This window comes from Streptomyces sp. NPDC048504 (assembly GCF_043200035.1).
GTDB lineage: Bacteria > Actinomycetota > Actinomycetes > Streptomycetales > Streptomycetaceae > Streptomyces.
This window is the reverse complement of sequence record NZ_JBICXA010000008.1, coordinates 148138-169832: the sequence shown is the minus strand read 5'-3', so window position 1 is coordinate 169832 and position 21695 is coordinate 148138. Positions and strand designations below refer to the sequence as shown.

Here is a 21695-nt window from a genome sequence, read left to right as displayed (position 1 = left end):
TCCGGTTGGGCTGGGGTTCGGCTGGTTCGGTTGGGGCAGTCGCTACGGCGGCTGCCCCTGCCTCGCGTCCACGCAGACCGCACCAAATCCGCCGGGTTCGGCCGCGCCCTGAGGGGCGCGGGGCTGTATCCGTATGCGGCTCCGCCGCGTGGGCGCGACCAGCCACGACGGAGCCGCAGACGAGACACGACACTTCCCGACGTTCAGGCAACCCCGGCCGCATCGGTCTCGGGGTGACGCCTTGTCCGTCGTGGCCAGACTCGGAGGCTACCGCGCCGGAAGCCAAGAGGAAACCGATCGGTATACGAGCTTGCGCAGGCACCCGATCCCGGGTGACAGTGAAGGTGAACAAGCGCTTAGATATGTTGCCGCACACCGACGCACCACCCCACGCACCACCCGACGCACCACCCGCGATCCGCCGGAGGCCCCGTGTTCCATTCCGTCGACGAAGTCGCCGCACGCCTCGCCGAGACCGGCTATCTGGCCTCGCCCGCGGTCGCCACGACCGTCTTCCTCGCCGACCGCCTCGGCAAGCCGCTCCTCGTCGAGGGCCCGGCCGGTGTCGGCAAGACGGAACTGGCCAAGGCCGTCGCCGAGGTCGCCGGCGCCCGGCTGGTCCGGCTCCAGTGCTACGAGGGCGTCGACGAGTCCCGGGCGCTGTACGAGTGGAACCACGCCAAGCAGCTGCTGCGCATCAGCGCGGGCCGCGACGAGAGCTGGGACGAGACCCGCACCGACATCTTCAGCGAGGAGTTCCTGCTCCCCCGCCCGCTGCTCACGGCGATCCGCGGCGACGACCCGAAGGTCCTGCTGATCGACGAGACCGACAAGGCCGACGTCGAGGTGGAGGGTCTGCTGCTGGAGGTGCTCAGCGACTTCCAGGTCACCGTCCCGGAGTTGGGCACGATCACCGCGACCCGCCGCCCCTTCGTGGTCCTCACCTCGAACGCGAGCCGCGAACTCTCCGAGGCCCTGCGCCGACGCTGCCTGTTCCTCCATATCGGCTTCCCCGACGAGGAGTTGGAGCGCCGGATCGTACGGCTGAAGGTGCCGGGCCTCGGTGCGGCGCTGGCCGAGTCCGTGGTCCGGGTCGTCGGGGCGCTCCGCGAGATGGAACTGCGGAAGGTGCCGTCCGTGGCCGAGACCATCGACTGGGCCCGCACCCTCCTGGCGCTCGGCGCCGACACCCTCGACGAGACGGTCGTACGGGACACCCTCGGCGTACTCCTCAAGCACCAGGACGACATCCTGAGGGCGGCGGCGAAGCTCGACCTGGACGCGGTGTGACCGCCGCCGGTGTCACCGAGCGGCTGACGGGCCTCGTCGGGGCGTTGCGCTCGCACGGTCTGCGTATCGGCACCGGTGAGACCGTGGACGCGGCGCAGGCCATGGAGGCGCTCGGGTTCGCGGACCGTGAGCTGTTGCGAGAGGGGCTGGCCGCGACGCTGCTGCACGGCACGGCCCAACGCCCGGTGTTCGACCCGGTCTTCGACCTGTACTTCCCGCGCGGCGTCGGGGCACCGCAGGGCGAGCCCACCAACCGCGAGGACCTCCGGGACCGACTGGCGGCGGCACTCGCCGCCAACGACCGGGCGTTGATGGGGCAGTTGGCGGCGGAGGCCGTCGACGGTTTCGGCGGCTACGGCAACTCCCCCTCGTCGGACGGCTGGTCGTCGCACCAGACCCTGGAGTGGCTGCGTCCGCAGACGCTGCTCGCACGGGTGCGGACGAGCATCCGAGCGGAGGGCGGCCAGTCCGGGTTCACCGACCGGCTGCTCGACGACGAGATCCGGCAGCGCATCGACGGCTTCCGACGACAGGTCGCCGTAGAGGCACGGCGCCGGGTCGCCGAGCGGCGCGGCCGGGACGAGATCGCCCGGCGCGCGATCGCGCCGACGGCGGACCGCGTCGACTTCCTGTTCGCTGGACGGGCCCAACTGGCCGAACTGCGCAGGGCGGTTCAGCCGCTGGCCCGGAAGCTGGCCACCCGTCTCGCCGCGCGCCGCCGTCGCGCCTGCCGGGGCACGATCGACCTCCGCCGCACCCTGCGCGGCTCACTGTCCACGGGTGGGGTGCCGATGCGGCCGGTGCTGCGCCGACGCCGGCCGGTCCGGCCCGAACTGGTGCTGCTGTGCGATGTGTCGGGCTCGGTGTCGGGCTTCTCCGACTTCACGATGCTGCTGGTGCAGGCGCTGCACGACCAGTTCAGCAAGGTGCGCGTGTTCGCCTTCGTCAACCGCCTCGACGAGGTGACGCCGCTGCTCGTGCACGGCACGGCCGACCCCGAGGGCCTCGGCACCCGCATCCGCGACGAGGCCACCCTCACCGGCTGGCACGGAAGCAGCGACTACGGCGTCGCCCTGGGCGAGTTCGCGGAGCGGTACGGCGACGCGGTCGGCCCGCGTACGACCGTGTTCGTGCTCGGTGACGCCCGCACCAACATGAGCGACCCGAACCTCCCGGCCGTCCGGCAGATCACCCAACGGGCCCGCCGTGTCTACTGGTTGAATCCCGAGCAGCGCGCGCAGTGGGGCACCGGCGACTCGGCCGCCCCCGACTACGCGGAGCTTGTCGAGATGCACGAGTGCCGGAACGCGCAGCAACTCAGCGCGCTGGTCGGCCGGTTGCTGCCGATCTGACGGTCAATCCGAAGGCCGCCGGTCCGGCTGGGCCGCCAACTGCGGGTACAGGGCGCCGGCGTTGTTGATCACGATCGTGACGTCCTGCGCCCCGCGTGCGTGACCGTCTTCGGGTCGCGGGCGGTGGCGTAGACCGTCTTCGCGCCGCGCTCGTACATTGCCTCGACCAGCGCCCGGCCGATGCCACGGCTGCTGCCGGTGACGAGGACGACGGAACCTTCGATGTTCGTCATGGGGATCTCCTGAACTGAGACAAAGAGACGGGGAAACCGGGGAAACCGATCGGCTTCAGGAGCAAGCCCACGAGCGGAGCGGCCGCCGAAACGCGCGATGATGTACGCCATGAGCGACCCGCACAGCGCCCCGCACGTGGAACTGGCCACCTTCCCCACCCCCGTCGAACCGGCCCCGGGACTCGCCACCGCGATCGGGCTCGGCCCGGACGACCTGTGGATCAAGCGCGACGACCTGACCGGCCTCGGAGGCGGTGGCAACAAGATCCGCAAGCTGGAGTGGACGGTTGGCGCGGCGCTCGCCGAGGGCGCGGACACCCTGGTCACGACCGGCGCCTCGCAGAGCAACCATGCCCGTCTGACCGCGGCCGCCGGAGCGCGGCTGGGCCTGGACGTGGTGCTGATGCTGCGCGGATCGCCGGGTGTGTCGCGCTCGGGGAACCTCGCCCTCGACGGACTGTTCGGCGCGCGGATCGCCTGGGCTGGCGATGTGGACCAGGCGGGACTGGACCAGGCGGCGGAGGAGGTCTGCGAGAAACTGCGTACGACAGGCGCCAGGCCCGCGCTGATCCCGTTCGGCGGGTCCAGCGCGCTCGGCGCGCGCGGCTATGTGCGCTGCGGCGAGGAGTTGCGCCGACAGCTCCCCGATCTCCGTACCGCCGTCGTAGCGCTCGGCTCGGGCGGCACGATGGCGGGGCTGGTGGTCTCGCTCGGGGCGGAGGCGGTGCTCGGGGTCGACGTGGGCGCACTGCCCGAACCGGCCCCCGTCGTAAGCGAGTTCGCGGGACTGCCCTCACCCGAGGGACTACGGGTACGACGGGACCAGATCGGCGGCGGCTACGCCACGCTCACCGCACCCACCGCCGCGGCCCTCACCCTCGCCGCCCGCACCGCCGGGCTCGTCCTCGACCCGACGTACACGGGACGCGCGATGGCCGGCCTGATCGCGGCCGTCCGGGACGGCGACATCAGGCGGGGCGAGCGGACCGTGTTCGTGCACACGGGCGGGCTGCCGGGTCTGTTCGGGCATACGGAGGCCGTCGCGTACGCCGAGGGGCAGGTCGTCCGGTACGAGGCATGACGTACGCGCCCGGCGGGTGCGGTGCCGCCGGGCGCGTACGGATCGGTCACTTGGCCTTCGCGTAGTCCGTGGCCATGGCACCGGCGAAGTCGTACACGATCACCTGTTCATCGCCGACGACCCACGCGTCGTGTCCGGGCGGGCAGACGAAGACGTCGCCGGGGCCGACTTCGCCCTCGCCTCCGTCGTCCATACGGAGATGCATGCGCCCTTGGACCACGTAACCGTTGTGGTGGATCTGGCAACTCTCGGTGCCCGCGATCGGAGCCACCGACTCGGACCAGCGCCAGCCCGGTTCGAAGGTACCCACGGCGAAGTCGAGTCCGCTGAGGTGGACGGCTTCGAGGTGGCCGCTGGGGAAGTCACGCCGCTCGTCCGGCTTGTCGACCGTCTTCACTTCCAGCATGACGGCTGCCTCCATTCCGGCCGCGCACAGCACGGCCGGGGCCGGTCTCCGTCTCCCGGCATCCTTGAACGGCACCGGCGCTCCGGCGGGGTCCGTGCCCCACGACTCCATCCTCTTCCTGTCCACCCGAGAGCGCCATTCGGGGGAACCCTCGGACGCGGGACGGAGTCATGAAGAGCCGCTCGCGCACAACAGGGCAAACCGCTGGCTGTCGATGTTGCCGCCCGAGACGATCATCCCCACCCGGCTCGGGAGTTGGCCCGCGCGCCCGGCGAGGAGCGCGGCCAGCGGGGTGGCGCCGCTGGGTTCGACGACGATCTTCAGCCGCTCGAAGGCGAAGCGCATCGCGTCCTTGATCTCCTCATCGCTGACCAACGCGATCTCGTCGACCAGCCGCTGGTTCACAGAGAACGTCAACTCGCCCGGCGTATCGGCTGCTTGGCCGTCGGCGATGGTGCGCGGCACCGGGATGGAGACGCGGCGGCCCGCCTCCAGGGACCGCTTGGTGTCGTCCCCGGCCTCCGGTTCGACGCCGATCACGCGGGTGCGCGGGTGCAGCCCCTTGACGGCGGTGGCCGTCCCGGCGATCAGCCCGCCGCCGCCCACGGGCACCAGTACAGCGTCCAACTCCCCCACTTCCTCGACGAGTTCGAGTGCCGCCGTGCCCTGCCCCGCCATGACGTGCGGATGCTCGTAGGGCGGGATGAGGGAGAGTCCACGCTCGGCTGCCAGGGCCTCGCCGATGGCGACCCGGTCGCCGCTGTAACGGTCGTACGTGACCACCTCGGCGCCGTATCCCTCGGTGGCGGCCCGCTTCGAGGCCGGCACGTCCTCGGGCATGAGGATCACCGCGGTGGTGCCGAGTTCGCGGGCGGCGAGGGCGACGGCCTGGGCGTGGTTGCCGGAGGAGTAGGCGGCGATACCGCGCGCGAGTTGCTCGGGCGTCAGCCGGGAGGCCGCGTTGTAGGCGCCGCGGAACTTGAAGGCGCCGATCCGCTGGAAGTTCTCGCACTTCAAGTGCACCTCGGCGCCGACGAGTTGGTCGAGGGTGCGCGAGCGCAGCACCGGTGTGCGGTGCGCGACGCCCTTGATCTGGGCGGCGGCGCCGAGGACGTCGTCGAGGGTGATGGGCGGGGTGGTGGTCACGCGGGTCCTCCATCGGAAGCGGGATCGGAAGTGACAGGGGTGCCGGTCGCTGCACGCGCCTGGGCGAGGTAGCTGTAGGCGGAGGCCCGGGAGATGCCGAGCCGGGCGGCGACCTGCTCGATGGCCCGGCGCACGGCGAACACCCCGTGCTCGTCGAGACTGCCGAACAGCTCCAGCCGCTGCGCGCGGTCGAGTTGGACCCAGGTCCGACCCCGCCGCAGCTGATGGGCGTCGACGATGGCCTCCACGACGGAGTCAATGTCGTTGCCGAAGGTGGTGGTGGCCGGCGCCTGGGCCGCAGCACCCCCGCCGATCCCGGCAAGCAGTGCCTGCGCCTGCTGTACGGCGGTCACGTCGACGTTGACGCAGAGCGCGCCGAACACCGCGCCCGTGGAGTCCCGCAGCACCATCGTTGACGACTTCAGCTGTTGCCCGCCCTTGGTCCGGGTGAGGTAGTTCAGCTCGTCGACGGCCTCGTCCCCGCGCGCCAGCATCCGCAGCCCGATCTCACTCATCGCCCCGCCCACCGACCGCCCGGTCAGCGCTCCGGCGACGGCGACCACCGACTTCTCCGGCTGCCGGTAGTCGTGCAGCACCACCTCACACACCGGACCGAACGTCGCCGCGATCCCGTCGGCCACGGGCACCAACGCGGCGATGATCGCGTCGCGTTCGGCGTCCGGGGCCGGCTTGCCGTCCGTCATGCCCGCCCCTCGCTTCAGACTGTATGTCCAATCACTATACCCACAGTCCAAATCCGCGGATCGCTCCTCCCCAGCCGGGCGCGCGTGCGAAACCGTGTCAGCGTCGGCACTCGACTGCGGATCGGGGCAACAGGGCGCGGATGGACGGGCTGCAAGAGCGTCAGCCGAGAGGTCCGGCCGGTGAAGTGCGGCTGCCTCACGGGTGGGCCCCGGGACGTCAGGGGGTGGTTCAGCGGTGATCGCTGCCGGCGTCGCGGAGTCGGTCGGCGTGATGGGCGATGGTGGCGGTGCGGGCCGCGAGGTCGGGATGGCCGGCCTTGAGGTAGGTCTGGGTGGCGGCGAGTGGGTCGATGAGGTTGGCGGCGTCGTTGTCGGCGAGGGCTTCGGCGAGGCGGGCCAGGGGTGCGTGAGCCTGGGCGGGGAGATCGGTGAGGGCGGTGATCTGGCCGGCGAGCTGGCGCAGGTCGGCGGCGTTGGTGCGGGCCCAGGTGGTCATGGTGCGGTCGGCGGCGCGGCGGTTGCGGGTGGCTTGGACGCGCTGTTCGCCGGTGGTGCCGGGTGTTCCGGGGCGTACGCGCAGGTAGCGGCGTTCTGCTGCCTGACGGCTGGCGACGCCCAGCGGGTGGGCGAGATCCGCCCAGCTGGAGCCCGCCGCCCGGGCTGCCTCGATCAGTCCGGATTCCCACCCTGCGAGTTGGTCGCGCACTTCACGCAGCAGCAGAAGCGCGGCCAGTGCCTGGTCCGCACCGACGTGTCCGTCGTGCACGTGCCCTCTGGTCTGCGGGGTCTGGGCGGTACGGACAGCTTCGTTGATGGTGTTCAGCGCTGCCGCGGCGGCGAAGAACGAGGTGGGGTCACGAGGCTCGGGGGAGTCGTTCATGAAGACCCTCTCGGTCGTCATCGCTTGGATGACACTCGACTTGTCATCGTTTGGATGACATGTTACAACGGTGTCAGACGAAGCGCATTGGCAGTTCCTGCCAGACCTTTGGAGGTGTTTTCGCGATGTTGATGCGCACCGACCCGTTCCGCGAACTCGACCGGCTCGCCCAGCAGCTGACGGGTGTGACCGGTACCTGGTCCAGGCCCTCGGCGATGCCGATGGACGCCTACCGGGAGGGCGAGGAGTACGTGATCGCCCTCGACCTGCCCGGTGTGGCGAAGGACGCGATCGACATCGACGTCGAGCGGAACATGCTCACCGTCAAGGCCGAGCGCCGCCCGGTGGCCAAGGCCGACGACGTGCAGATGGAACTCTCCGAGCGGCCCCTGGGCGTCTTCTCCCGTCAGCTGGTGCTGGCCGACACCCTGGACACCGAACGCATCACGGCCGACTACGAAGCAGGGGTGCTGACCCTGCGGATCCCGATCGCCGAACGCGCCAAGCCCCGCAAGATCGCCATCGGCGGCCAGGCCGAGCCCCGGCAGATCAGCGGCTGAGGAGCCAGTCCCCTCGACCGCACCGACGGCGGAGGACGGGCACCGATCTCCCCCTCAACTCCCGTCCTCCGCGCTACCTCCCTCGCACAGCGACACAGAAGAGGCAGGGCGGCCATGCGCTGGGAAGCATTCCTCGACCACGTCCGGGAACGCGGCGAATACACCACACCCCAGGAAGCCGAGCGGGCCGCGCGCACCGTTCTGGCACTGCTGGGCGCGCATCTGGTGGGCGAGGTCCGGGCCGAGCTGGCCGCCCGGCTCCCGGAGACCTTCGCCCTGGTTCTCCTCAACCCGCTGCGGGCCACCGAGCCGCTCCCGCCAGAGCGGTTCCTGCGGGCGACCGCGGCGTGGATCGAGGGAGCCACCGAACAGACCGCGGCCTGGGACGTCGGTGCCGTACTGAGCGTGACCGCCGATGCGGCGGGCGAGGAACTCACCCGCCGCATCCTGCTCCAGCTCCCCCCGGGTTACGACCTCCTCTTTGGCCGACCCGGGCACACCTGAACCCCGAAGCGACCCACCCACAGAGTCAGCGAGGCCGGCCGGCGTCGTGCCGATCGGTCCTTCCCGCCGGCCGGCGACAACCCCTTCACACGAGAAAGGCGACCACTTCCCGATGCTTCCGCTGCGTGAACCGACCCCTGCCCGGTCCGGCACGACGTTTCACCAGATGCTGGAAAGGATCCGGTACGAGGGTGCGTACCCGACCCGGGAGCGGGCCGAGAACGTGACGCGTGTGGTGCTGGAGGCTCTGGGCCGCCAGCTCACCGGCGACGAACGCGTCGAACTCGCCGCCCGCCTGCCCGTAGAGGCCGCACTCGACCTCACCGGCCAGATCCCCGGGCCCCGACCGCTCACCGGCTGGGGCTTCGTCAAGGACCTGGCCGCCCGCACGGGCGCCACCCCCGCGACCACCCGCTGGGACACCGGAGCCGTCCTCGCCGTCGTCGGTCGTCTGGCCGGACCCAGCCTCCTGGACCGCATCCTGGCCCAGCTCCCGTCCGGATACGCGCTGCTGTTCGGCCGGGCCGAACTCACCCAGCCCGCCTGACCGTTCCAGGCCGCCACAGGCTCCGGCCGCCGCAGTGGCCAGGGAACAGGGGAACGCGGAAGGGCTCCGACGATGTCATCGTCGGAGCCCGGCGCTTCGGGCTTTCGGGCCGGACAAGCGGTCAGGCGTCCGCCGCACGATGCGGGCCGGCGGCGCTGGCGTGTTCCTCGTTGATGCGCCGGGCTTCTTCGAGCTGGTCCTCAAGGATGATGATGCGGCAGGCGGCTTCGACCGGCATGCCCTGGTCGACGAGTTCGCGGGCGCGAGCGGCGATCTTCAGCTGGTAGCGGGAGTAGCGGCGGTGGCCGCCCTCCGAGCGCAGGGGCGTGATCAGGCGGGCTTCACCGATCGCCCGCAGGAAGGCAGGCGTGGCGCCGAGGAGTTCGGCGGCCCGTCCCATGGTGTAGGCGGGATAGTCGTCGTCGTCGATACGGCTAAGAGAGTCTTCTGCTGTCATTCGCACCTCTTTCACGGAAACGCATCGGGGGGCCTTGGTGCCGTACGGCACCAAGGCCCCGAGGGATTTTCAACACCATCTGCCGGCTTACTGCGATGCCGGCCTTGTCTTTCCGCTCGCTCTCCCCGGAGAGGGAGATGCGTGCGGGGATCGCGTCTGCGTGACCGTGGGACCACCTTCCGTTCTGGGGCCTGCGGTACCCGGGCCGGTTGTCGCTGCCCGGGCGATCCTGATGGCGTCTACCTCCTTCGTTTCCTTCTGATCCATCTACTTGCGCCTGCGGTCGTGCGTCCTGCGGCGGCTCCGATGAACCGCCCGGCCCGGCAGTCAGCGAGAGGGCCCCGAAACCTTCCGGCCCCGCCACTCCACTGCCGTGCCACTACCTACGTCCTGCATGCACGGCAGTTCGTGTCTGCCCATGCACGGCAGTTCGTGTCTGCCGCGCCTTCCTGACTTCCTGGCTACGAGCAAGACAATAACCCCCGGCGATCCCCAATGTCTACATCGACCGCTAGAGATTTCCTGCATGCCGTGATGGCTATGTCCTGTCATTCAGCCGTACCGGAAACTGCGTCGGAAGGTGCGGAGGCAGCAAGAGGGTGAATTGCCCGACCCTGCGGAGCCCCACAGTCGACCGTTCTCGCGTCTTGTCGGTACCCGCCCATCGCGAGATGCCCAGGCGCCATCCCCCATCGGACCAACCATCAGCGCCCCCAAAAGACCCTCAATGCGCCGACCCCGAGATGGCAACCGCCAACACCGGGCGCCACCGAAGACCGAAGTCCACGCACCCCCGCTCCAGGCAACCCCATTGGCGCATCTCAGCAGGTCAGCGCACCCTCCCGCGCGGCTTCAACGCCACCGGAGGCAGTTCGGGAGCGGGCAGTGGCGCCCCGTCGTACCCCTTCACCTCGCCGAATCGCGACCCTGTCATCCAGTCCTCACGAGCCTGTGCGATCTCCTCCTGCGAGCGTCCGATCCAGTTCCAGAACATGATCAGTTCTTCGTCGAACGGCTCGCCTCCCAGCAGCATCAGCCCCGCGTCCGACGCGGCGCGCAGCGGGAGTTCGGTGCGGCCGCAGCCGAGGTAGAGCATCGAGCCAGGGAGGACCGGGACGCCATCGACGTGGGCCTCGCCGGACATGGCCAGGACGGCGTACTCGAAGTCCGGTTCCAGAGGCAGGCGTACGTCCGCGCCGGTCGCGAGGGCCAGGTCCGCGCCGACGATCGGGGTGTACGTCGTGCCGGGCGAGGCCGCGCCGTCGACGTCGCCGAGGACGACCGTGGCGCGCAGGCCCGGTGCCGTGACGACCGGCAGTTCGGCGTGGTGCTCGAAGTGCGGCTCGACATGACGGTCGCTGTCGGGCAGGGCGACCCAGAGCTGCGCGCCGTGCAGGAAGCGGGCGTGCGTCTTGGGGCTCTGCTCAGCGTGGCTGATCGCGCGGCCGGAGGTCATGAGGCCCAGTTCGCGCGGGCGGATCGTCGCGACGCTGCCGGTCGAGTCGCGGTGCAGCACCTCGCCCTCGTGCAGCCAGCTCACCGTCTGCAGGCCCATGTGGGGGTGCGGGGGCACCTGCATCCCGGGCTCGTCGGCGATGTCGTCAGGACCGTAGTGATCCACGAAGCACCACGCGCCGACCATACGGCGGCCCAGGTTGGGCAGCAGTCGGCGGACCTCGGTGGACTCGCCGAGCTGCACCCGGCGCGGGCTGAGGAGTTCACGGACGGGCTCCGCCACCACGAAACCGCGGCCGCCGCACAGGGCCGGAACCGCTTCGCGATCAAGATTGCTCATGGCGACAACCTAGTCCCGCCGAGCCCTTTGCGTCAGTCCGCTGATTCCTCACTGGTTGAGTCCGTCGGCCCCTCAACGGCGCCCACCCCGGCCCGGCCCGCCGTCCTTCCTTCCGGAAAATAGTAGCCATGGACATAGTAGCCATGTACCGTATCGGCCATGAGTACGGCATCCGAGGGCGCGACGCCCGGTTTCCTGGTCTGGCGACTGTCGATGAAGTGGCGCGTGGCGGTCGACCGCGCGGTGGCACCCCTGGGACTTACCCATGCGCAGTACTCCCTGGTGGCGTCGCTGTACGGCATGCAGCGCTCCGGGCTGCGCCCCAGCCAGCGTCACCTCGCCGACCACACCGGACTCGAAGCCCTCTACGTCTCGAAGCTGGCCCGCGCCCTGGAGTCCGCCGGCCTCGTCGAGCGCACCCGGGACCCCCGGGACCCCCGCGCGGTCCAACTGGCCCTCACCGAACAGGGCCGCGAGGTGACCCGGCGGGCGATCAAGGTCGTCCACGGACTTCTGGAGCAGTTGCTGGAGCCGCTCGGCGGCCTCGACAGCGCACGGGCCCGGGAGTTCGGCCGGGATCTGGCGACCCTGCTCGACACACCCCTTGCACCTGTCCCCGCGAGTGAGCACGAGAAGGAGCAGTCATGACCACCACCACAACCCCCGCGGACGCCCGCACGCTCGGCCTGGCCCACTACGCCGCCCGCGCCGTCCTGGAGAGCGTCCTCACCCGCCACGGCCTCGGCTTCCAGCAGCAGATCGTCCTGCGGCCGGTCGCTCTCGCCACCGGGCCCGTCGACCGCGGACAGCTCGCCGCGGACACCGTCGCGGCACTGAAGGCCGACGAGGACTCCGTGCAAGGCACCATCGACGAACTGATCGCGGCCGGGCTCCTTGCGACGGACGCGTCCGCCGTGCGGATCACGGACGCGGGCCGGGCCCTGTACGAACGGATCACGAAGGAGACGAGCGCGGCGAGCGCCAGGATCTGGGGCGACATCCCCGAGGAGGACCTGCTGGCCACCGGCCGCGTGCTGACGCTGGTCACCGAGCGGGCGAACGCGGAGCTGGCCACCGTCGGAAGGTAGTGGAATATTCAACCAACATCGGCCGTTGTGGCAGATCGAAGGAGGTCAAGTGGACATGACGTACTACGACCACGGGACACCGGCGGAGCGCTGGGAGCGCGCGCAGATGTTCTTCGACGCCAAGGACTACGCCGCGGCGGCGCGGGTGTTGGGCGGGCTGGTCGAGGAGGTGCCCGAGCAGACCGGGCCGCGCCTGCTGCTGGCGCGCTCCTACTACCACTCGGCCCAACTGCGGCGCGCCGAGGCCGAGTTGCGCGTCCTCGTGGAGCGTGACCCGGTGGAGCACTACGCGCGGCTGATGCTGGGCCGCACGCTGGAGCGCCAGGGGCGGCACGAGGAGGCCGGCTCGCATCTGCGGATCGCCTCGGCGCTCGCGGGTGACTTCGAGCGGGTCTGAGAAACCAAGAGCGTAGAGCAGGGGCCCGGTTCCGGCGCGGAACCGGGCCCCTTCGCGTGCGTCGCTACTTCGCGTACGTCCGCTGCCCGCGCCGGTGCGCGATCTCGCCCAGCACCACGTCCACGGCGATGAACGCGGCCAGCGGGATGCCCAACAGCGGTACGAAGTAACCGAGTACGGCGATCACCGCCAGGCACGGGACGAGGAGCAACGGGGACAACTGAGCCCACGCGCCGCGCGGGATCGGGCGGCCGAAGGACGAACCCCGGCCGCGCTGCCACCACATGCGGTAGCCCCACACGATCAGCAGGATCAGTGAGCCGGCGAGCAGCATCAGAGCTATCTGGTTGACGAGGCCGAAGAGGACCCCGGTGTGCAGGTCGATACCCCAGCGGGTCAGTTTGGCGAGCAACGGGTAGTCCGCGAACCGGAGTTCGTCGGTGACCTTGCCGGTGGCGGGGTCGACGGCGACGGCGTCCTGTTTCTCGGGCCAGCTGCGTTGGACCTGCCGGACGACGTACGCCGACTTGGCGTCGGCGGGCGGGACGATCTCGACCGGGTTGCCGAGCCCTTCGGCGCGTGCGGCGGCGAGGATCTTGTCGAGTCCTACGCCGTGTTGGGCGTCGCCGGTCGCGGCGGAGCCGCCGTGGCCCGCGTGCTCGCCGCTCGCCGCGGCCGACACCGAGGGGGTCGACTGGCCCAGGGAGGTGCGGAGTTGGTCGATGTTGGCGCCGGCGTACGTCGACCAGGTCAGTCCGGTCGCCGACAGGAAGATGAAGCCCGCGGCGGTCCAGACTCCCACCGTGCCGTGCAGGCCGAGGGTGCGGCGCCGGCCGCTGGTGCCGCGTACCTTGCGCAGGGCGCGGCGGCGGGAGAACCACAGCACCAGGCCGCCGCCCGCGATGACCCACAGCCAGCTCGCGGCGAACTCGCTGTACAGGCGGCCGGTTTCGCCCAGGTGGAGATCGCGGTGGAGTTCGTCGATCCAGGTGCGCAGCGGGAGCGCGCCGGTGGAGCCGTACTGTTCGAGCGCGCCGCGGACCTTTCCGGTGTACGGGTCGACGAACACCGCGAGGGTGTGGTCGGCGGCTATGCCCTTGACGCCGGAGAGCATGACGCGGGTGGTGGCGCCTGCCTCCGGAGAGGGTCGTACTGCCGAGACCGTGCCCTCGGGGTGCGCCGTGCGGGCGGCGGTCACCTGCTGCGAGATCGGCAGTTCGCGGTCGCCGACGGGGACGGTCAACTCGTGGGCGTACACGATCCGTTCGGCCTGGAAGGCACCGGCGTACAGGAAGCCGGTGGTGGCGGCGACGAGCAGGAACGGGGCGACGAGCACTCCGGCGTAGAAGTGCAGACGCAGGACCAGGGGGCGCAGCGGGGCCCAGCGGCTGGGGGACGGTGCCGGGGAGGGCTCTTGCGGGGCCTCGGCCGTGGTGGCCGAGGGAGCGGTGGACATGGGCAGGTTTCTCCGGGGGCGAGGAGGGGGACGGGGGCGAGGAGTCGAGCGGGTGGTGTGTCGTGGCCGTAGTGGTCCAGTTAGTCGGGGCGTGAAGGCCGCGAGTTCCCGTGGATGCCTATGGCGTGGGTCACATCCGGCGGGGCCGGGGGCCGTGGCATCCTGGCGCGATGGCACATCCCAGTGATCGCGTACCCCTGGCCGAACGGGTCGAGGAACTCCTCGCCGCCGGCGGCCCGTTGCCCATCGTCTCGGCCGGTGACCCGGTGCTCAGGCGCGGAATCGAGCCGTTCGACGGGCAGTTGGAGCCCGCGCTGCTGGCCCGGTTCGTCGAGGCGTTGCGCGTGACCATGCACGCGGCTCCGGGCGTGGGCGTCGCGGCCCCGCAGGTCGGGGTGGGGCTGCGGATCGCGGTGATCGAGGATCCGGCGCCGGTGCCGGACGAGGTGCGGGTGGCGCGCGGGCGGGTGCCGCAGCCGTTCCGGGTGCTGGTCAATCCGTCGTACGAGCCCGTCGGTGACGACCGGGCCGCGTTCTTCGAGGGGTGTCTGAGCGTGCCGGGCTGGCAGGCCGTGGTCGCGCGGCACGCCTCGGTGCGGCTGACCGGGCAGGACGAGCACGGTCGGGCGGTGGACGAGGTCTTCACCGGGTGGCCCGCGCGGATCGTCCAGCACGAGACCGACCACCTGGACGGCCTGCTCTACCTGGACCGGGCGGAGTTGCGCTCGCTGTCCTCGAACGAGGCGATGGCGGAGCGCTGGGCGCAGCCGACACCGGATGCGGCGTCGGCTGCGCTCGGCTTCGAGCTGTCGTAGCGAAACGGCTTTCAACTGCCGTAGGACGTCAGGGGTGTTCAGCCGCGGTAGGCCTCCAGCAGGCGCAGCCACACCTCGCTGATCGTGGGGTACGACGGGACCGCGTGCCACAGGCGGCTGATCGGGACCTGGCCGGCTACCGCGATGGTTGCCGAGTGGATCAGTTCGCCGACGCCGGGGCCCACGAAGGTGACGCCGCGCAGGGTCTCGTCGTCGAGGTCGACGATCATGCGGGCGCGGCCCCGGTAGCCGTCGGCGTAGAGGCCGGCGCCGGCGACCGAGGAGAACTCCACGTCGACCGCGCGGACGCGGTGGCCGGCCTGTTCCGCCTCGGCGAGGGAGAGGCCGACGGCCGCCGCCTCCGGGTCGGTGAAGACGACCTGGGGTACGGCGTCGTGGTCGGCGGTGGCCGCGTGGGCGCCCCACGGGTCGGTCTCCAGCAGCGGGACACCCTCGGCGCGGGCGGCGATCGCGGCACCCGCGATGCGGGCCTGGTACTTGCCCTGGTGGGTGAGGAGGGCACGGTGGTTGACGTCGCCGACCGCGTACAGCCACTCGCTGCCCGGGACGCGCAGGGTGTCGTCCACCGGCAGCCAGGAGCCCGGTGCCAGGCCGATCGTGTCGAGGCCGATGTCGTCGGTCTGCGGGGCGCGTCCGGTGGCGAAGAGGATCTCGTCGGCCTCGATGCGGTCGCCGCCTTCGAGGAGGGCCGCGACGGTGCCGTTCTCGCGGGTGACCGCCGCGACGGACGTACCGGTGCGCAGGTCGACTCCGGCCTCGGTGAGCGCGTCGGCGACCAGTTCGCCGGCGAAGGGCTCCATGCGGGGCAGCAGTCCCTTGCCGCGGACGAGAAGGGTGACGCGGGAGCCGAGGGCCTGCCAGGCGGTCGCCATCTCGACGGCGACGACCCCGCCGCCGACCACGATGAGCCGGCCGGGCGCGGCCTTGGCGCTGGTGGCCTCGCGGCTGGTCCACGGCTCGATCTCGTCGAGTCCGGGCATGTCCGGCAGCAGGGCGCGGGTGCCGGTGCAGACCGCCACGGCATGCCGGGCCGTGAGGACGTGCCGGACGCCGTCGGGGCCCGTGACCGTCACCTTGCGGGGGCCGTCGAGGCGGCCGTGGCCTCGGTAGAGGTCGGCGGCGATGCCGTCGAGCCATTGGACCTGGCCGTCGTCCTTCCAGCCGGAGGCCTCGTAGTCGCGGTGGGCGAGCACCGCGGCGGTGTCGAGGGGCCCTTGGACGAGGTGGCCGAGGCCGGGCACGCGGCGGGCGTCGGCACGGGCGATGACCGGGCGCAGCAGGGCCTTGCTGGGCATGCACGCCCAGTACGAGCACTCGCCGCCGACCAGTTCGTTCTCCACGATCGCGGTGGAGAGACCGGCCGCACGGGTGCGGTCGGCGACGTTCTCCCCCACGGGCCCGGCCCCGAGCACCACGACGTCGTACGCGATGGATTCCGTTTCCGTCATGGGGTCAGTCTGCTGGGTGGTGTGCGCTGTGGCCACACGGGTAGGGGCGCGGAATACGGGACCGGACGACCGTGTTGTCCGGGACGGCTTCGCCCCCACATCGAGGAAGAGGGAATCACGTCATGAGCAGCACCGTGGAGCTCACCAAGGAGAACTTCGACCAGACGGTCACGGACAACGACTTCGTCCTGATCGACTTCTGGGCGTCCTGGTGCGGGCCGTGCCGTCAGTTCGCCCCGGTCTACGAGAAGGCGGCCGACGAGAACCCGGACCTCGTCTTCGGCAAGATCGACACCGAGGCCCAGCCCGAGCTGGCCCAGGCCTTCGGCATCCAGTCGATCCCCACGCTGATGATCGTCCGCGACCGCGTCGCCGTGTTCGCCCAGCCCGGCGCCCTGCCGGAGGCCGCTCTGACGGACGTCATCGGCCAGGCCCGCAAGCTCGACATGGACGAGGTCCGCAAGTCGGTCGCCGAGCAGCAGGAGCAGGCCGAGCAGAACGGCCAGTGAGCACCGCCGTTCAATGAATACCTAGAACGGATACGACGCCACGTCCCCGCGTACCGTCGTCCAGCGCACGTCGGTGAAGGCCTCCAGATTGGCCTCGCCGCCGAAGCGGGCGCCGGTGCCGGACGCGGCGACCCCGCCGAAGGGGGCCACGGCCTCGTCGTTCACGGTCTGGTCGTTGATGTGGACGATCCCGGTGGGGATGCGTTCCGCCAGGTCCAGACCGCGGGCGCTGTCGCGCGTGACGATGCCGAGCGACAGTCCGTACGGTCCCGTCGCGGCCAGCGCCGCCGCCTCGTCGGCGGTGGCGAAGGACCGTACCGGCGCGACCGGGCCGAAGACCTCCTCCGCGTAGGCGGGGGTGGCGTCGTCCACGTCGGCGAGGACGGTCGGCCGGTAGAAGAGGTCCTCGTGGGTGCCACCGGCCGCCAACCTGGCGCCAGTTGCCGTGCTGGCCTCGACCAGGCCGTGAATCTTGGCCAGTTGGGCGCCGTCGATGATCGGGCCGAGGTGGACCTGCGCGCGGTGCGGGTCGCCCACGGCGAGCAAGTCGGCCTTGGCGGCGAGGCGTTCGACGTACTCCTCGTAGAGCGACTCGTGGACGAGATGGCGGCCGGTGGTCATGCAGATCTGGCCCTGGTGGAAGAACGAGCCCCAGGCCGCCGTCGAGATCACCGCGTCCAGGTCGGCGTCCGCCAGGACGATCAGGGCCGAGTTCCCGCCCAACTCCAGGTGTGCGCGCTTGAGATGACGGCCAGCAGCCTCACCGACCGCGCGTCCGGCGGCAGTTGAGCCGGTGAAGGAGATCACGGGCACCTGCGGGTCGGCGACCAGTTCCGCCCCCACCTCCGCACCGCCGGGCAGCACCTGCAACAACTCCTCGGGCAGGCCCGCCTCCGCGAAGACCGCGGCGAGCGACAGTCCCCCGCAGACCGCCGTGCGCGGGTCCGGCTTGAGGACGACCCCGTTGCCGAGTGCGAGCGCCGGGGCGACCGAGCGGATGGAGAGGATCAGCGGGGCGTTGAACGGCGCGATCACGCCGACGACCCCGACCGGGATACGCCGGGTGTACGACAGCCGGGGCGCCTCCGTGGGCAGGACCTGCCCGGCGGGGCGGGAGGCGAGGGCGGCGGCCTCGTAGCACTCCTGGGCGGCGACGTGCAGTTCGAAGTCCGCCTTGCCGGGGATCGAGCCTGACTCCCGCACGAGCCACTCGCGCAACTCCTCGGCGTGCGCGGCGAACAGGTCACCGGCCTTGCGCAGCACACCGGCGCGGACGAAGTGCGGGACGCGCGCCCACTCGGCCTGCGCGGTCCGGGCCGCCTGGACGGCCGGCCGTATGTCCCCGGGGGCGGCGAGCGTGACGGTGCCGAGCGTGTCGCCGGTGGCGGGCTCGGTGACCGGGTACTCGGGGCCCGAGAGGGGGCGGGGCTGCCAGGTCTTGGGGTCGAGCAGAGTCATGGCGGTTCTCCGATCCGTCACCGGCGGGACCCACACCGGCAGCGCAAGTCCCTTGCGTTCACGGCCGGTTGGGCGGCCGCGCGACGGGATGCGGTGATCCGGCACAGACGTGCGAGCCGCGTCCGGTGTCCGCACGCATCCCTGGCTGGTTGAGCGTGCAACATCCTAGTCGCGTACGGCCGGATCGATCCCGGGCGCGGTCGCTGAGCCGGGGTGGACGCGGTCACCGGGCCGAGGTTTACGCGGGCCCCAGACCCGGGCAGGGCGGCATGTCAGGCCCGAGGCCGGCGCGGTCGCGACTCGCCTACGCTCAGCTTCGCCCGAGCGGGAGGACCCCCATCGCATCGACTTCCTCCCCGCCTCGCAGCCGCACGCACCACGCCCCGGTCACCAACGCCGATCAGGCACCGCCGCTTCCCTCCGGCCCACTCCGCCGGACAGCCCCTGGTCGCGCACGGCCGGATCACCCCGGGTGCGCTCACCGGGCGCGGGGTGGGCCCCGTCAGCTGGAGTCGCGGTGTACCACCGACGCGCCGAGCAGTTCGTGTGTGCCCGGTACCCCGCCCGGTTCGCGGACCGCGGTGTCGACCAGTTCGGCCAGCTCGTGGCCGGAGGGCAGCTGGATGTGGACGGTGCTCAGGCGCGGGCGCAGCAGGCGGCCGATCATGAGGTCGTCGGCGCCGATCACGGCCGTGTCCTCGGGGATGCGGATGCCCTCGTCCTGGAGGGCGCGCATCAGCAGCATCGCGTACTCGTCGTTGTACGTGAACACCGCGTCGAGGCCGAGGGCGCGCCAGCGGGCGGCGATCCGGGCGGCGCTCTCCTCGCTGTAGGCGAGCGGGAGTTCGGTCACCGTGGCGTCCGTGCCGAGCAGGGCGCGGCGCACACCCTCGACGCGGGGCCGGGAGAAGACCCCCATGCCTGGTTCCTCGGGCACGACCACGCCGATCCGGCGCCGGCCGCGGCCGTACAGATGCGCACCGGCGCAGTGGCCGACACCTTCGTGGTCCAGGAGCAGGGCGTGAGCGCCCTCGACCTTCTCGGGGCCGAGCGTGAGGACGGCCCGCGCACCAGAGCGTTTGAGGACCTCGACACCCTGCGGGCCGAGCCCCGCGCCGGGCACCAGGACGGCGACCGGGCGCAGTTCGGCCCAGGCGCGGGCGGCCTCGTCACCGCGCAGACCGACGGACCCGTGCTGCACGACCGTGTAGTCGAGGCGGCTGAGCGCCCACTGGAGGTCGTTGATGAACTGGCTGTAGAGGAGCCCCACCGGCATGGTCGGCGCCGGCATCAGCACCATGCGGCTGTGCCCGGCACGCAGACTGCGGGCCGCCGCGTGCGGGACGTACCCGAGTTCCTTGGCGGCCTCGTGGACGCGGCGGCGGGTGGGTTCGCTGATCCGTACGGCGCTGGTGTTGTTGAGGACGTAGGAGACGGTCGCGCGTGAGACGCCGGCCAGGCGGGCCACATCGGCGCTCGTGGGCACGGAGCGCGGTGCGGGCGACGGGGCTGCGGACGTTTTCGGTATCTGCACCATGACGTACGGCATCTTGGCAGAAGCCGGGGCCGGGGAGTGCGGCGGGGGAACGGTCGTCACGATGACAACATGGTCCGGTTTTTTACGAACGCGTTCGTAACGAACTTGTTCGGAGCGAACATGTTCGGAGCGAACATGTTCGTTACGGTGGAGACATGACAGCTCGCCCCGACACCCCGCGCAGCCGCCGTGACCGACCGGCGAAACCCGCCCTGAGCAGGGAGGGCATCGTCGCCGCCGCGGTGACGGTCCTTCGCGCGGAGGGTCTGAGGAAGGTCACCATGCGGCGCCTGGCCCAGGAGCTCGACACCGGTCCGGCCTCGTTGTACGTCTACGTCCGCAACACCGCCGAGCTGCACGCGGCGGTGCTGGACGAGCTGCTCGGCACGATCGGGCCCGCACCCGCCGAGGGTTCCTGGCGCGAGCGGATCGAGCAGGTGCTCACCGCGTACACCGCGATGCTCTTCGAGCACCCGAGTCTCGCCCGTTCGGCGCTGACGGCCTGGCCCAGCGGCCCGCACTACCTGAATCTGATCGAGACTCTGCTGGCCCTGCTCGACGAGGGCGGCGTCCCGTCGGCACAGGCCGCGTGGGGCGTGGACCTGCTGCTCCAGCAGGCCACCGCGACGGCGGCCGAGCACTCGGGCGACGACACGACCCGGGACGACTGGGACGCCCTGACCGACGCCGTGCGCAATGCGTCCGACCGGACCCACCCGCACATCGCGGCACGCTCCGGCGACCTGCTCGCAGGGGCGCCTCCGGCCCGCCTGTCCTGGCGGTTCCAGGCACTGCTCAACGGGATCGAGCGGACCACCGTTCCCAACTGACCCTGTTTACCGCCCACTTCAAGCTCCAAGGAGGCCATCATGACCACCCCTCATCACCCCATCGCGATCGTCGGCGGCGGACTCGGCGGGCTCACGCTCGCCCGGGTCCTGCACGTCAACGGCGTCGACGCCGCCGTCTTCGACCTGGACGCCTCCCCCGCCGCGCGCACCCAGGGCGGCATGCTCGACATCCACGAGGACTCGGGCCAGCCGGCGCTGCGCGCGGCGGGCCTGTACGAGGAGTTCCGCGCGCTGGTCCACCCGGGCGGCGAGAGCACGCGCGTCCTCGACAAGGCCGGCACGGTCCTCCTGGACGACCCCGACGACGGCACCGGAGGGCGCCCCGAGGTCGACCGCGGCCAGCTGCGCGATCTGCTGCTCGGCTCACTGCCCGAGGGCACCGTCCGCTGGGGCGCGAAGGTCACCGGCGCCCGCCCGCTCGGCGGCGGCCGGCACGAGGCGACCCTCGCGGACGGCACCTCCTTCACCACCGATCTCCTGATCGGCGCGGACGGTGCCTGGTCCAGGGTGCGGCCCCTGCTCTCGGACGCGCAGCCCGCGTACGTCGGCATCTCGTTCGTCGAGGTGGACCTGCCGGACGCCGACGTACGGCATCCCGTGAGCGCCGAGGTCGTAGGCGGCGGCATGATGATGGCGCTCGGCGCGGGCAAGGGCTTCCTGGCCCACCGCGAGACCGACGGCAGCCTGCACATCTACGTGGCGCTCGCCGTCCCCGAGGACGCGTTCGACGGCGTCGACTTCACGGACACCGAGGCGGGGAAGGCGTACACCCTGGAGCACTTCGCGGACTGGGACAAGAGCCTGCGGGCGCTGCTCGCCGACGCGGACGGGCCGCTCACCCCGCGCCAGATCCACGCCCTGCCGATCGGGCACCGCTGGGAGCGGGTCCCCGGGGTCACACTGCTCGGCGACGCGGCCCATCTGATGTCGCCGTTCGCGGGCGTGGGCGCCAACCTGGCCATGCTCGACGGGGCCGAACTGGGCGAGGCGCTGGCCGCGCACCCGGGCGACACCGAGGCCGCGCTGGCCGCGTACGAGGAGAAGCTGTTCCCGCGCGGCGAGGAGTCGGCGGCGGAGTCCGCGGCGAGCGGGGTCCTGATGTTCGGCGAGGACGCACCGCAGGGCATGCTCGACTTCTTCGCGAGCCACGGCGGCTGAGG

Annotated in this window: 23 protein-coding genes and 1 pseudogene; 13 read left to right on the top strand and 11 right to left on the bottom strand. The window is 71.4% G+C overall.

Going from position 1 to position 21695, the window contains the following annotated elements:
- The first annotated feature begins 432 nt into the window (after nucleotides 1–432).
- Together ACGFY9_RS21415 and ACGFY9_RS21410 are read left to right on the top strand one after the other, a co-directional pair.
- Nucleotides 433–1290, top strand: coding sequence for an AAA family ATPase (locus ACGFY9_RS21415; RefSeq protein ID WP_393756251.1), 858 nt, complete (start codon nucleotides 433–435; stop codon nucleotides 1288–1290).
- Complete coding sequence (locus ACGFY9_RS21410) at nucleotides 1287–2642, top strand: VWA domain-containing protein (protein WP_393756249.1); 1356 nt, start codon at nucleotides 1287–1289, stop codon at nucleotides 2640–2642. Before ACGFY9_RS21415 ends, ACGFY9_RS21410 begins: the two co-directional genes overlap by 4 nt.
- Before the next feature lie 51 nt (nucleotides 2643–2693).
- Here the strand turns inward: ACGFY9_RS21410 and ACGFY9_RS21405 are convergent.
- A pseudogene (locus tag ACGFY9_RS21405) lies at nucleotides 2694–2875 on the bottom strand (SDR family NAD(P)-dependent oxidoreductase); the annotation flags it as partial.
- 97 nt (nucleotides 2876–2972) lie between these two features.
- On the opposite strand from ACGFY9_RS21405, the gene ACGFY9_RS21400 reads away from it, so the two are divergent.
- Nucleotides 2973–3956: a pyridoxal-phosphate dependent enzyme gene (locus ACGFY9_RS21400; protein ID WP_393756247.1), complete on the top strand. Its 984-nt coding sequence runs from the start codon at nucleotides 2973–2975 to the stop codon at nucleotides 3954–3956.
- A 46-nt stretch (nucleotides 3957–4002) separates the two neighbouring features.
- Here the strand turns inward: ACGFY9_RS21400 and ACGFY9_RS21395 are convergent, their stop codons facing one another.
- From ACGFY9_RS21395 to ACGFY9_RS21380, 4 genes are all read right to left on the bottom strand, one after another.
- On the bottom strand, nucleotides 4003–4362 hold the full coding sequence (locus tag ACGFY9_RS21395; RefSeq protein WP_393756245.1) for a cupin domain-containing protein: 360 nt from the start codon (nucleotides 4360–4362) through the stop codon (nucleotides 4003–4005).
- A 168-nt stretch (nucleotides 4363–4530) separates the two neighbouring features.
- Complete coding sequence (locus ACGFY9_RS21390; RefSeq protein WP_393756243.1) at nucleotides 4531–5508, bottom strand: pyridoxal-phosphate dependent enzyme; 978 nt, start codon at nucleotides 5506–5508, stop codon at nucleotides 4531–4533.
- Nucleotides 5505–6212 carry a transcriptional regulator gene (locus ACGFY9_RS21385; RefSeq protein WP_393756241.1) on the bottom strand — a complete coding sequence of 236 codons (708 nt, stop codon included), beginning with the start codon at nucleotides 6210–6212 and terminating at the stop codon, nucleotides 5505–5507. The genes ACGFY9_RS21390 and ACGFY9_RS21385 overlap by 4 nt, the downstream gene beginning before the upstream one ends.
- Nucleotides 6213–6441: 229 nt before the next feature.
- On the bottom strand, nucleotides 6442–7092 hold the full coding sequence (locus ACGFY9_RS21380) for a type III effector protein (protein ID WP_393756700.1): 651 nt from the start codon (nucleotides 7090–7092) through the stop codon (nucleotides 6442–6444).
- Between the two features lie 125 nt (nucleotides 7093–7217).
- Between ACGFY9_RS21380 and ACGFY9_RS21375 the strand changes: the two genes are divergently transcribed.
- The 3 genes from ACGFY9_RS21375 (at nucleotide 7218) to ACGFY9_RS21365 (ending at nucleotide 8703) form a co-directional block, all read left to right on the top strand.
- The gene (locus tag ACGFY9_RS21375) at nucleotides 7218–7652 is read left to right on the top strand and encodes an Hsp20/alpha crystallin family protein (protein ID WP_393756239.1); all 435 of its coding nucleotides are present in this window, start codon (nucleotides 7218–7220) and stop codon (nucleotides 7650–7652) included.
- A gap of 114 nt (nucleotides 7653–7766) precedes the next feature.
- Nucleotides 7767–8156 (top strand): DUF2267 domain-containing protein, encoded by a 390-nt coding sequence (locus tag ACGFY9_RS21370; protein ID WP_393756237.1) that lies wholly within the window; start codon nucleotides 7767–7769, stop codon nucleotides 8154–8156.
- Between the two features lie 112 nt (nucleotides 8157–8268).
- Entirely contained in the window at nucleotides 8269–8703 is a 435-nt protein-coding gene (locus ACGFY9_RS21365; RefSeq protein ID WP_393756235.1) for a DUF2267 domain-containing protein, read from the top strand.
- A gap of 121 nt (nucleotides 8704–8824) precedes the next feature.
- Here the strand turns inward: ACGFY9_RS21365 and ACGFY9_RS21360 are convergent, their stop codons facing one another.
- The gene (locus ACGFY9_RS21360) at nucleotides 8825–9160 is read right to left on the bottom strand and encodes a MerR family transcriptional regulator (protein ID WP_393756233.1); all 336 of its coding nucleotides are present in this window, start codon (nucleotides 9158–9160) and stop codon (nucleotides 8825–8827) included.
- Between the two features lie 829 nt (nucleotides 9161–9989).
- Nucleotides 9990–10955, bottom strand: coding sequence for a pirin family protein (locus tag ACGFY9_RS21355; protein ID WP_393756231.1), 966 nt, complete (start codon nucleotides 10953–10955; stop codon nucleotides 9990–9992).
- Between the two features lie 159 nt (nucleotides 10956–11114).
- Here ACGFY9_RS21355 and ACGFY9_RS21350 point away from each other — a divergent pair, with 159 nt between their 5' ends.
- Genes ACGFY9_RS21350 through ACGFY9_RS21340 form a run of 3 tightly spaced genes read left to right on the top strand, consistent with a single transcriptional unit; the run spans nucleotide 11115 to nucleotide 12440 of the window.
- Entirely contained in the window at nucleotides 11115–11603 is a 489-nt protein-coding gene (locus tag ACGFY9_RS21350) for a MarR family winged helix-turn-helix transcriptional regulator (RefSeq protein ID WP_393756229.1), read from the top strand.
- Nucleotides 11600–12043 carry a MarR family winged helix-turn-helix transcriptional regulator gene (locus tag ACGFY9_RS21345; protein WP_393756227.1) on the top strand — a complete coding sequence of 148 codons (444 nt, stop codon included), beginning with the start codon at nucleotides 11600–11602 and terminating at the stop codon, nucleotides 12041–12043. Before ACGFY9_RS21350 ends, ACGFY9_RS21345 begins: the two co-directional genes overlap by 4 nt.
- A 49-nt stretch (nucleotides 12044–12092) precedes the next feature.
- Nucleotides 12093–12440, top strand: a complete 348-nt coding sequence (locus ACGFY9_RS21340; RefSeq protein WP_365606923.1) for a tetratricopeptide repeat protein — start codon at nucleotides 12093–12095, stop codon at nucleotides 12438–12440.
- 64 nt (nucleotides 12441–12504) lie between these two features.
- Here the strand turns inward: ACGFY9_RS21340 and ACGFY9_RS21335 are convergent, their stop codons facing one another.
- Nucleotides 12505–13896 carry a PepSY-associated TM helix domain-containing protein gene (locus ACGFY9_RS21335; protein ID WP_393756225.1) on the bottom strand — a complete coding sequence of 464 codons (1392 nt, stop codon included), beginning with the start codon at nucleotides 13894–13896 and terminating at the stop codon, nucleotides 12505–12507.
- A 170-nt stretch (nucleotides 13897–14066) separates the two neighbouring features.
- Here ACGFY9_RS21335 and ACGFY9_RS21330 point away from each other — a divergent pair, with 170 nt between their 5' ends.
- The gene (locus tag ACGFY9_RS21330) at nucleotides 14067–14711 is read left to right on the top strand and encodes a peptide deformylase (protein ID WP_393756223.1); all 645 of its coding nucleotides are present in this window, start codon (nucleotides 14067–14069) and stop codon (nucleotides 14709–14711) included.
- 38 nt (nucleotides 14712–14749) lie between these two features.
- On the opposite strand, the gene ACGFY9_RS21325 is transcribed toward ACGFY9_RS21330, so the two are convergent.
- Nucleotides 14750–16180 (bottom strand): dihydrolipoyl dehydrogenase family protein, encoded by a 1431-nt coding sequence (locus ACGFY9_RS21325; RefSeq protein ID WP_393756221.1) that lies wholly within the window; start codon nucleotides 16178–16180, stop codon nucleotides 14750–14752.
- Between the two features lie 122 nt (nucleotides 16181–16302).
- Here ACGFY9_RS21325 and trxA point away from each other — a divergent pair, with 122 nt between their 5' ends.
- The gene (gene trxA / locus ACGFY9_RS21320) at nucleotides 16303–16689 is read left to right on the top strand and encodes a thioredoxin (protein WP_033278987.1); all 387 of its coding nucleotides are present in this window, start codon (nucleotides 16303–16305) and stop codon (nucleotides 16687–16689) included.
- A 21-nt stretch (nucleotides 16690–16710) separates the two neighbouring features.
- On the opposite strand, the gene ACGFY9_RS21315 is transcribed toward trxA, so the two are convergent.
- Together ACGFY9_RS21315 and ACGFY9_RS21310 are read right to left on the bottom strand one after the other, a co-directional pair.
- A complete protein-coding gene (locus ACGFY9_RS21315) occupies nucleotides 16711–18147 on the bottom strand; it encodes a benzaldehyde dehydrogenase (protein WP_393756219.1) in 1437 nt (478 codons plus the stop codon).
- A gap of 502 nt (nucleotides 18148–18649) precedes the next feature.
- Nucleotides 18650–19684 (bottom strand): LacI family DNA-binding transcriptional regulator, encoded by a 1035-nt coding sequence (locus ACGFY9_RS21310; RefSeq protein WP_393756698.1) that lies wholly within the window; start codon nucleotides 19682–19684, stop codon nucleotides 18650–18652.
- 155 nt (nucleotides 19685–19839) lie between these two features.
- Between ACGFY9_RS21310 and ACGFY9_RS21305 the strand changes: the two genes are divergently transcribed.
- A complete protein-coding gene (locus tag ACGFY9_RS21305; protein ID WP_393756217.1) occupies nucleotides 19840–20514 on the top strand; it encodes a TetR/AcrR family transcriptional regulator in 675 nt (224 codons plus the stop codon).
- Nucleotides 20515–20553: 39 nt separating this feature from the next.
- A complete protein-coding gene (locus ACGFY9_RS21300; protein ID WP_393756215.1) occupies nucleotides 20554–21693 on the top strand; it encodes an FAD-dependent oxidoreductase in 1140 nt (379 codons plus the stop codon).
- Nucleotides 21694–21695: the final 2 nt, after the last annotated feature.

Bases quoted from the DNA above. Each gene is read 5' to 3' on its own strand.
- ACGFY9_RS21345 (WP_393756227.1), top strand. From the start codon at position 11,600: ATGACCACCACCACAACCCCCGCGGACGCCCGCACGCTCGGCCTGGCC.
- ACGFY9_RS21335 (WP_393756225.1), bottom strand. From the start codon at position 13,896: ATGTCCACCGCTCCCTCGGCCACCACGGCCGAGGCCCCGCAAGAGCCC.
- ACGFY9_RS21370 (WP_393756237.1), top strand. From the start codon at position 7,767: ATGCGCTGGGAAGCATTCCTCGACCACGTCCGGGAACGCGGCGAATAC.
- trxA (WP_033278987.1), top strand. From the start codon at position 16,303: ATGAGCAGCACCGTGGAGCTCACCAAGGAGAACTTCGACCAGACGGTC.
- ACGFY9_RS21365 (WP_393756235.1), top strand. From the start codon at position 8,269: ATGCTTCCGCTGCGTGAACCGACCCCTGCCCGGTCCGGCACGACGTTT.
- ACGFY9_RS21305 (WP_393756217.1), top strand. From the start codon at position 19,840: ATGACAGCTCGCCCCGACACCCCGCGCAGCCGCCGTGACCGACCGGCG.
- ACGFY9_RS21300 (WP_393756215.1), top strand. From the start codon at position 20,554: ATGACCACCCCTCATCACCCCATCGCGATCGTCGGCGGCGGACTCGGC.
- ACGFY9_RS21380 (WP_393756700.1), bottom strand. From the start codon at position 7,092: ATGAACGACTCCCCCGAGCCTCGTGACCCCACCTCGTTCTTCGCCGCC.
- ACGFY9_RS21325 (WP_393756221.1), bottom strand. From the start codon at position 16,180: ATGACGGAAACGGAATCCATCGCGTACGACGTCGTGGTGCTCGGGGCC.
- ACGFY9_RS21375 (WP_393756239.1), top strand. From the start codon at position 7,218: ATGTTGATGCGCACCGACCCGTTCCGCGAACTCGACCGGCTCGCCCAG.
- ACGFY9_RS21395 (WP_393756245.1), bottom strand. From the start codon at position 4,362: ATGCTGGAAGTGAAGACGGTCGACAAGCCGGACGAGCGGCGTGACTTC.
- ACGFY9_RS21355 (WP_393756231.1), bottom strand. From the start codon at position 10,955: ATGAGCAATCTTGATCGCGAAGCGGTTCCGGCCCTGTGCGGCGGCCGC.
- ACGFY9_RS21360 (WP_393756233.1), bottom strand. From the start codon at position 9,160: ATGACAGCAGAAGACTCTCTTAGCCGTATCGACGACGACGACTATCCC.
- ACGFY9_RS21315 (WP_393756219.1), bottom strand. From the start codon at position 18,147: ATGACTCTGCTCGACCCCAAGACCTGGCAGCCCCGCCCCCTCTCGGGC.
- ACGFY9_RS21385 (WP_393756241.1), bottom strand. From the start codon at position 6,212: ATGACGGACGGCAAGCCGGCCCCGGACGCCGAACGCGACGCGATCATC.
- ACGFY9_RS21400 (WP_393756247.1), top strand. From the start codon at position 2,973: ATGATGTACGCCATGAGCGACCCGCACAGCGCCCCGCACGTGGAACTG.
- ACGFY9_RS21350 (WP_393756229.1), top strand. From the start codon at position 11,115: ATGAGTACGGCATCCGAGGGCGCGACGCCCGGTTTCCTGGTCTGGCGA.
- ACGFY9_RS21310 (WP_393756698.1), bottom strand. From the start codon at position 19,684: ATGGTGCAGATACCGAAAACGTCCGCAGCCCCGTCGCCCGCACCGCGC.
- ACGFY9_RS21330 (WP_393756223.1), top strand. From the start codon at position 14,067: ATGGCACATCCCAGTGATCGCGTACCCCTGGCCGAACGGGTCGAGGAA.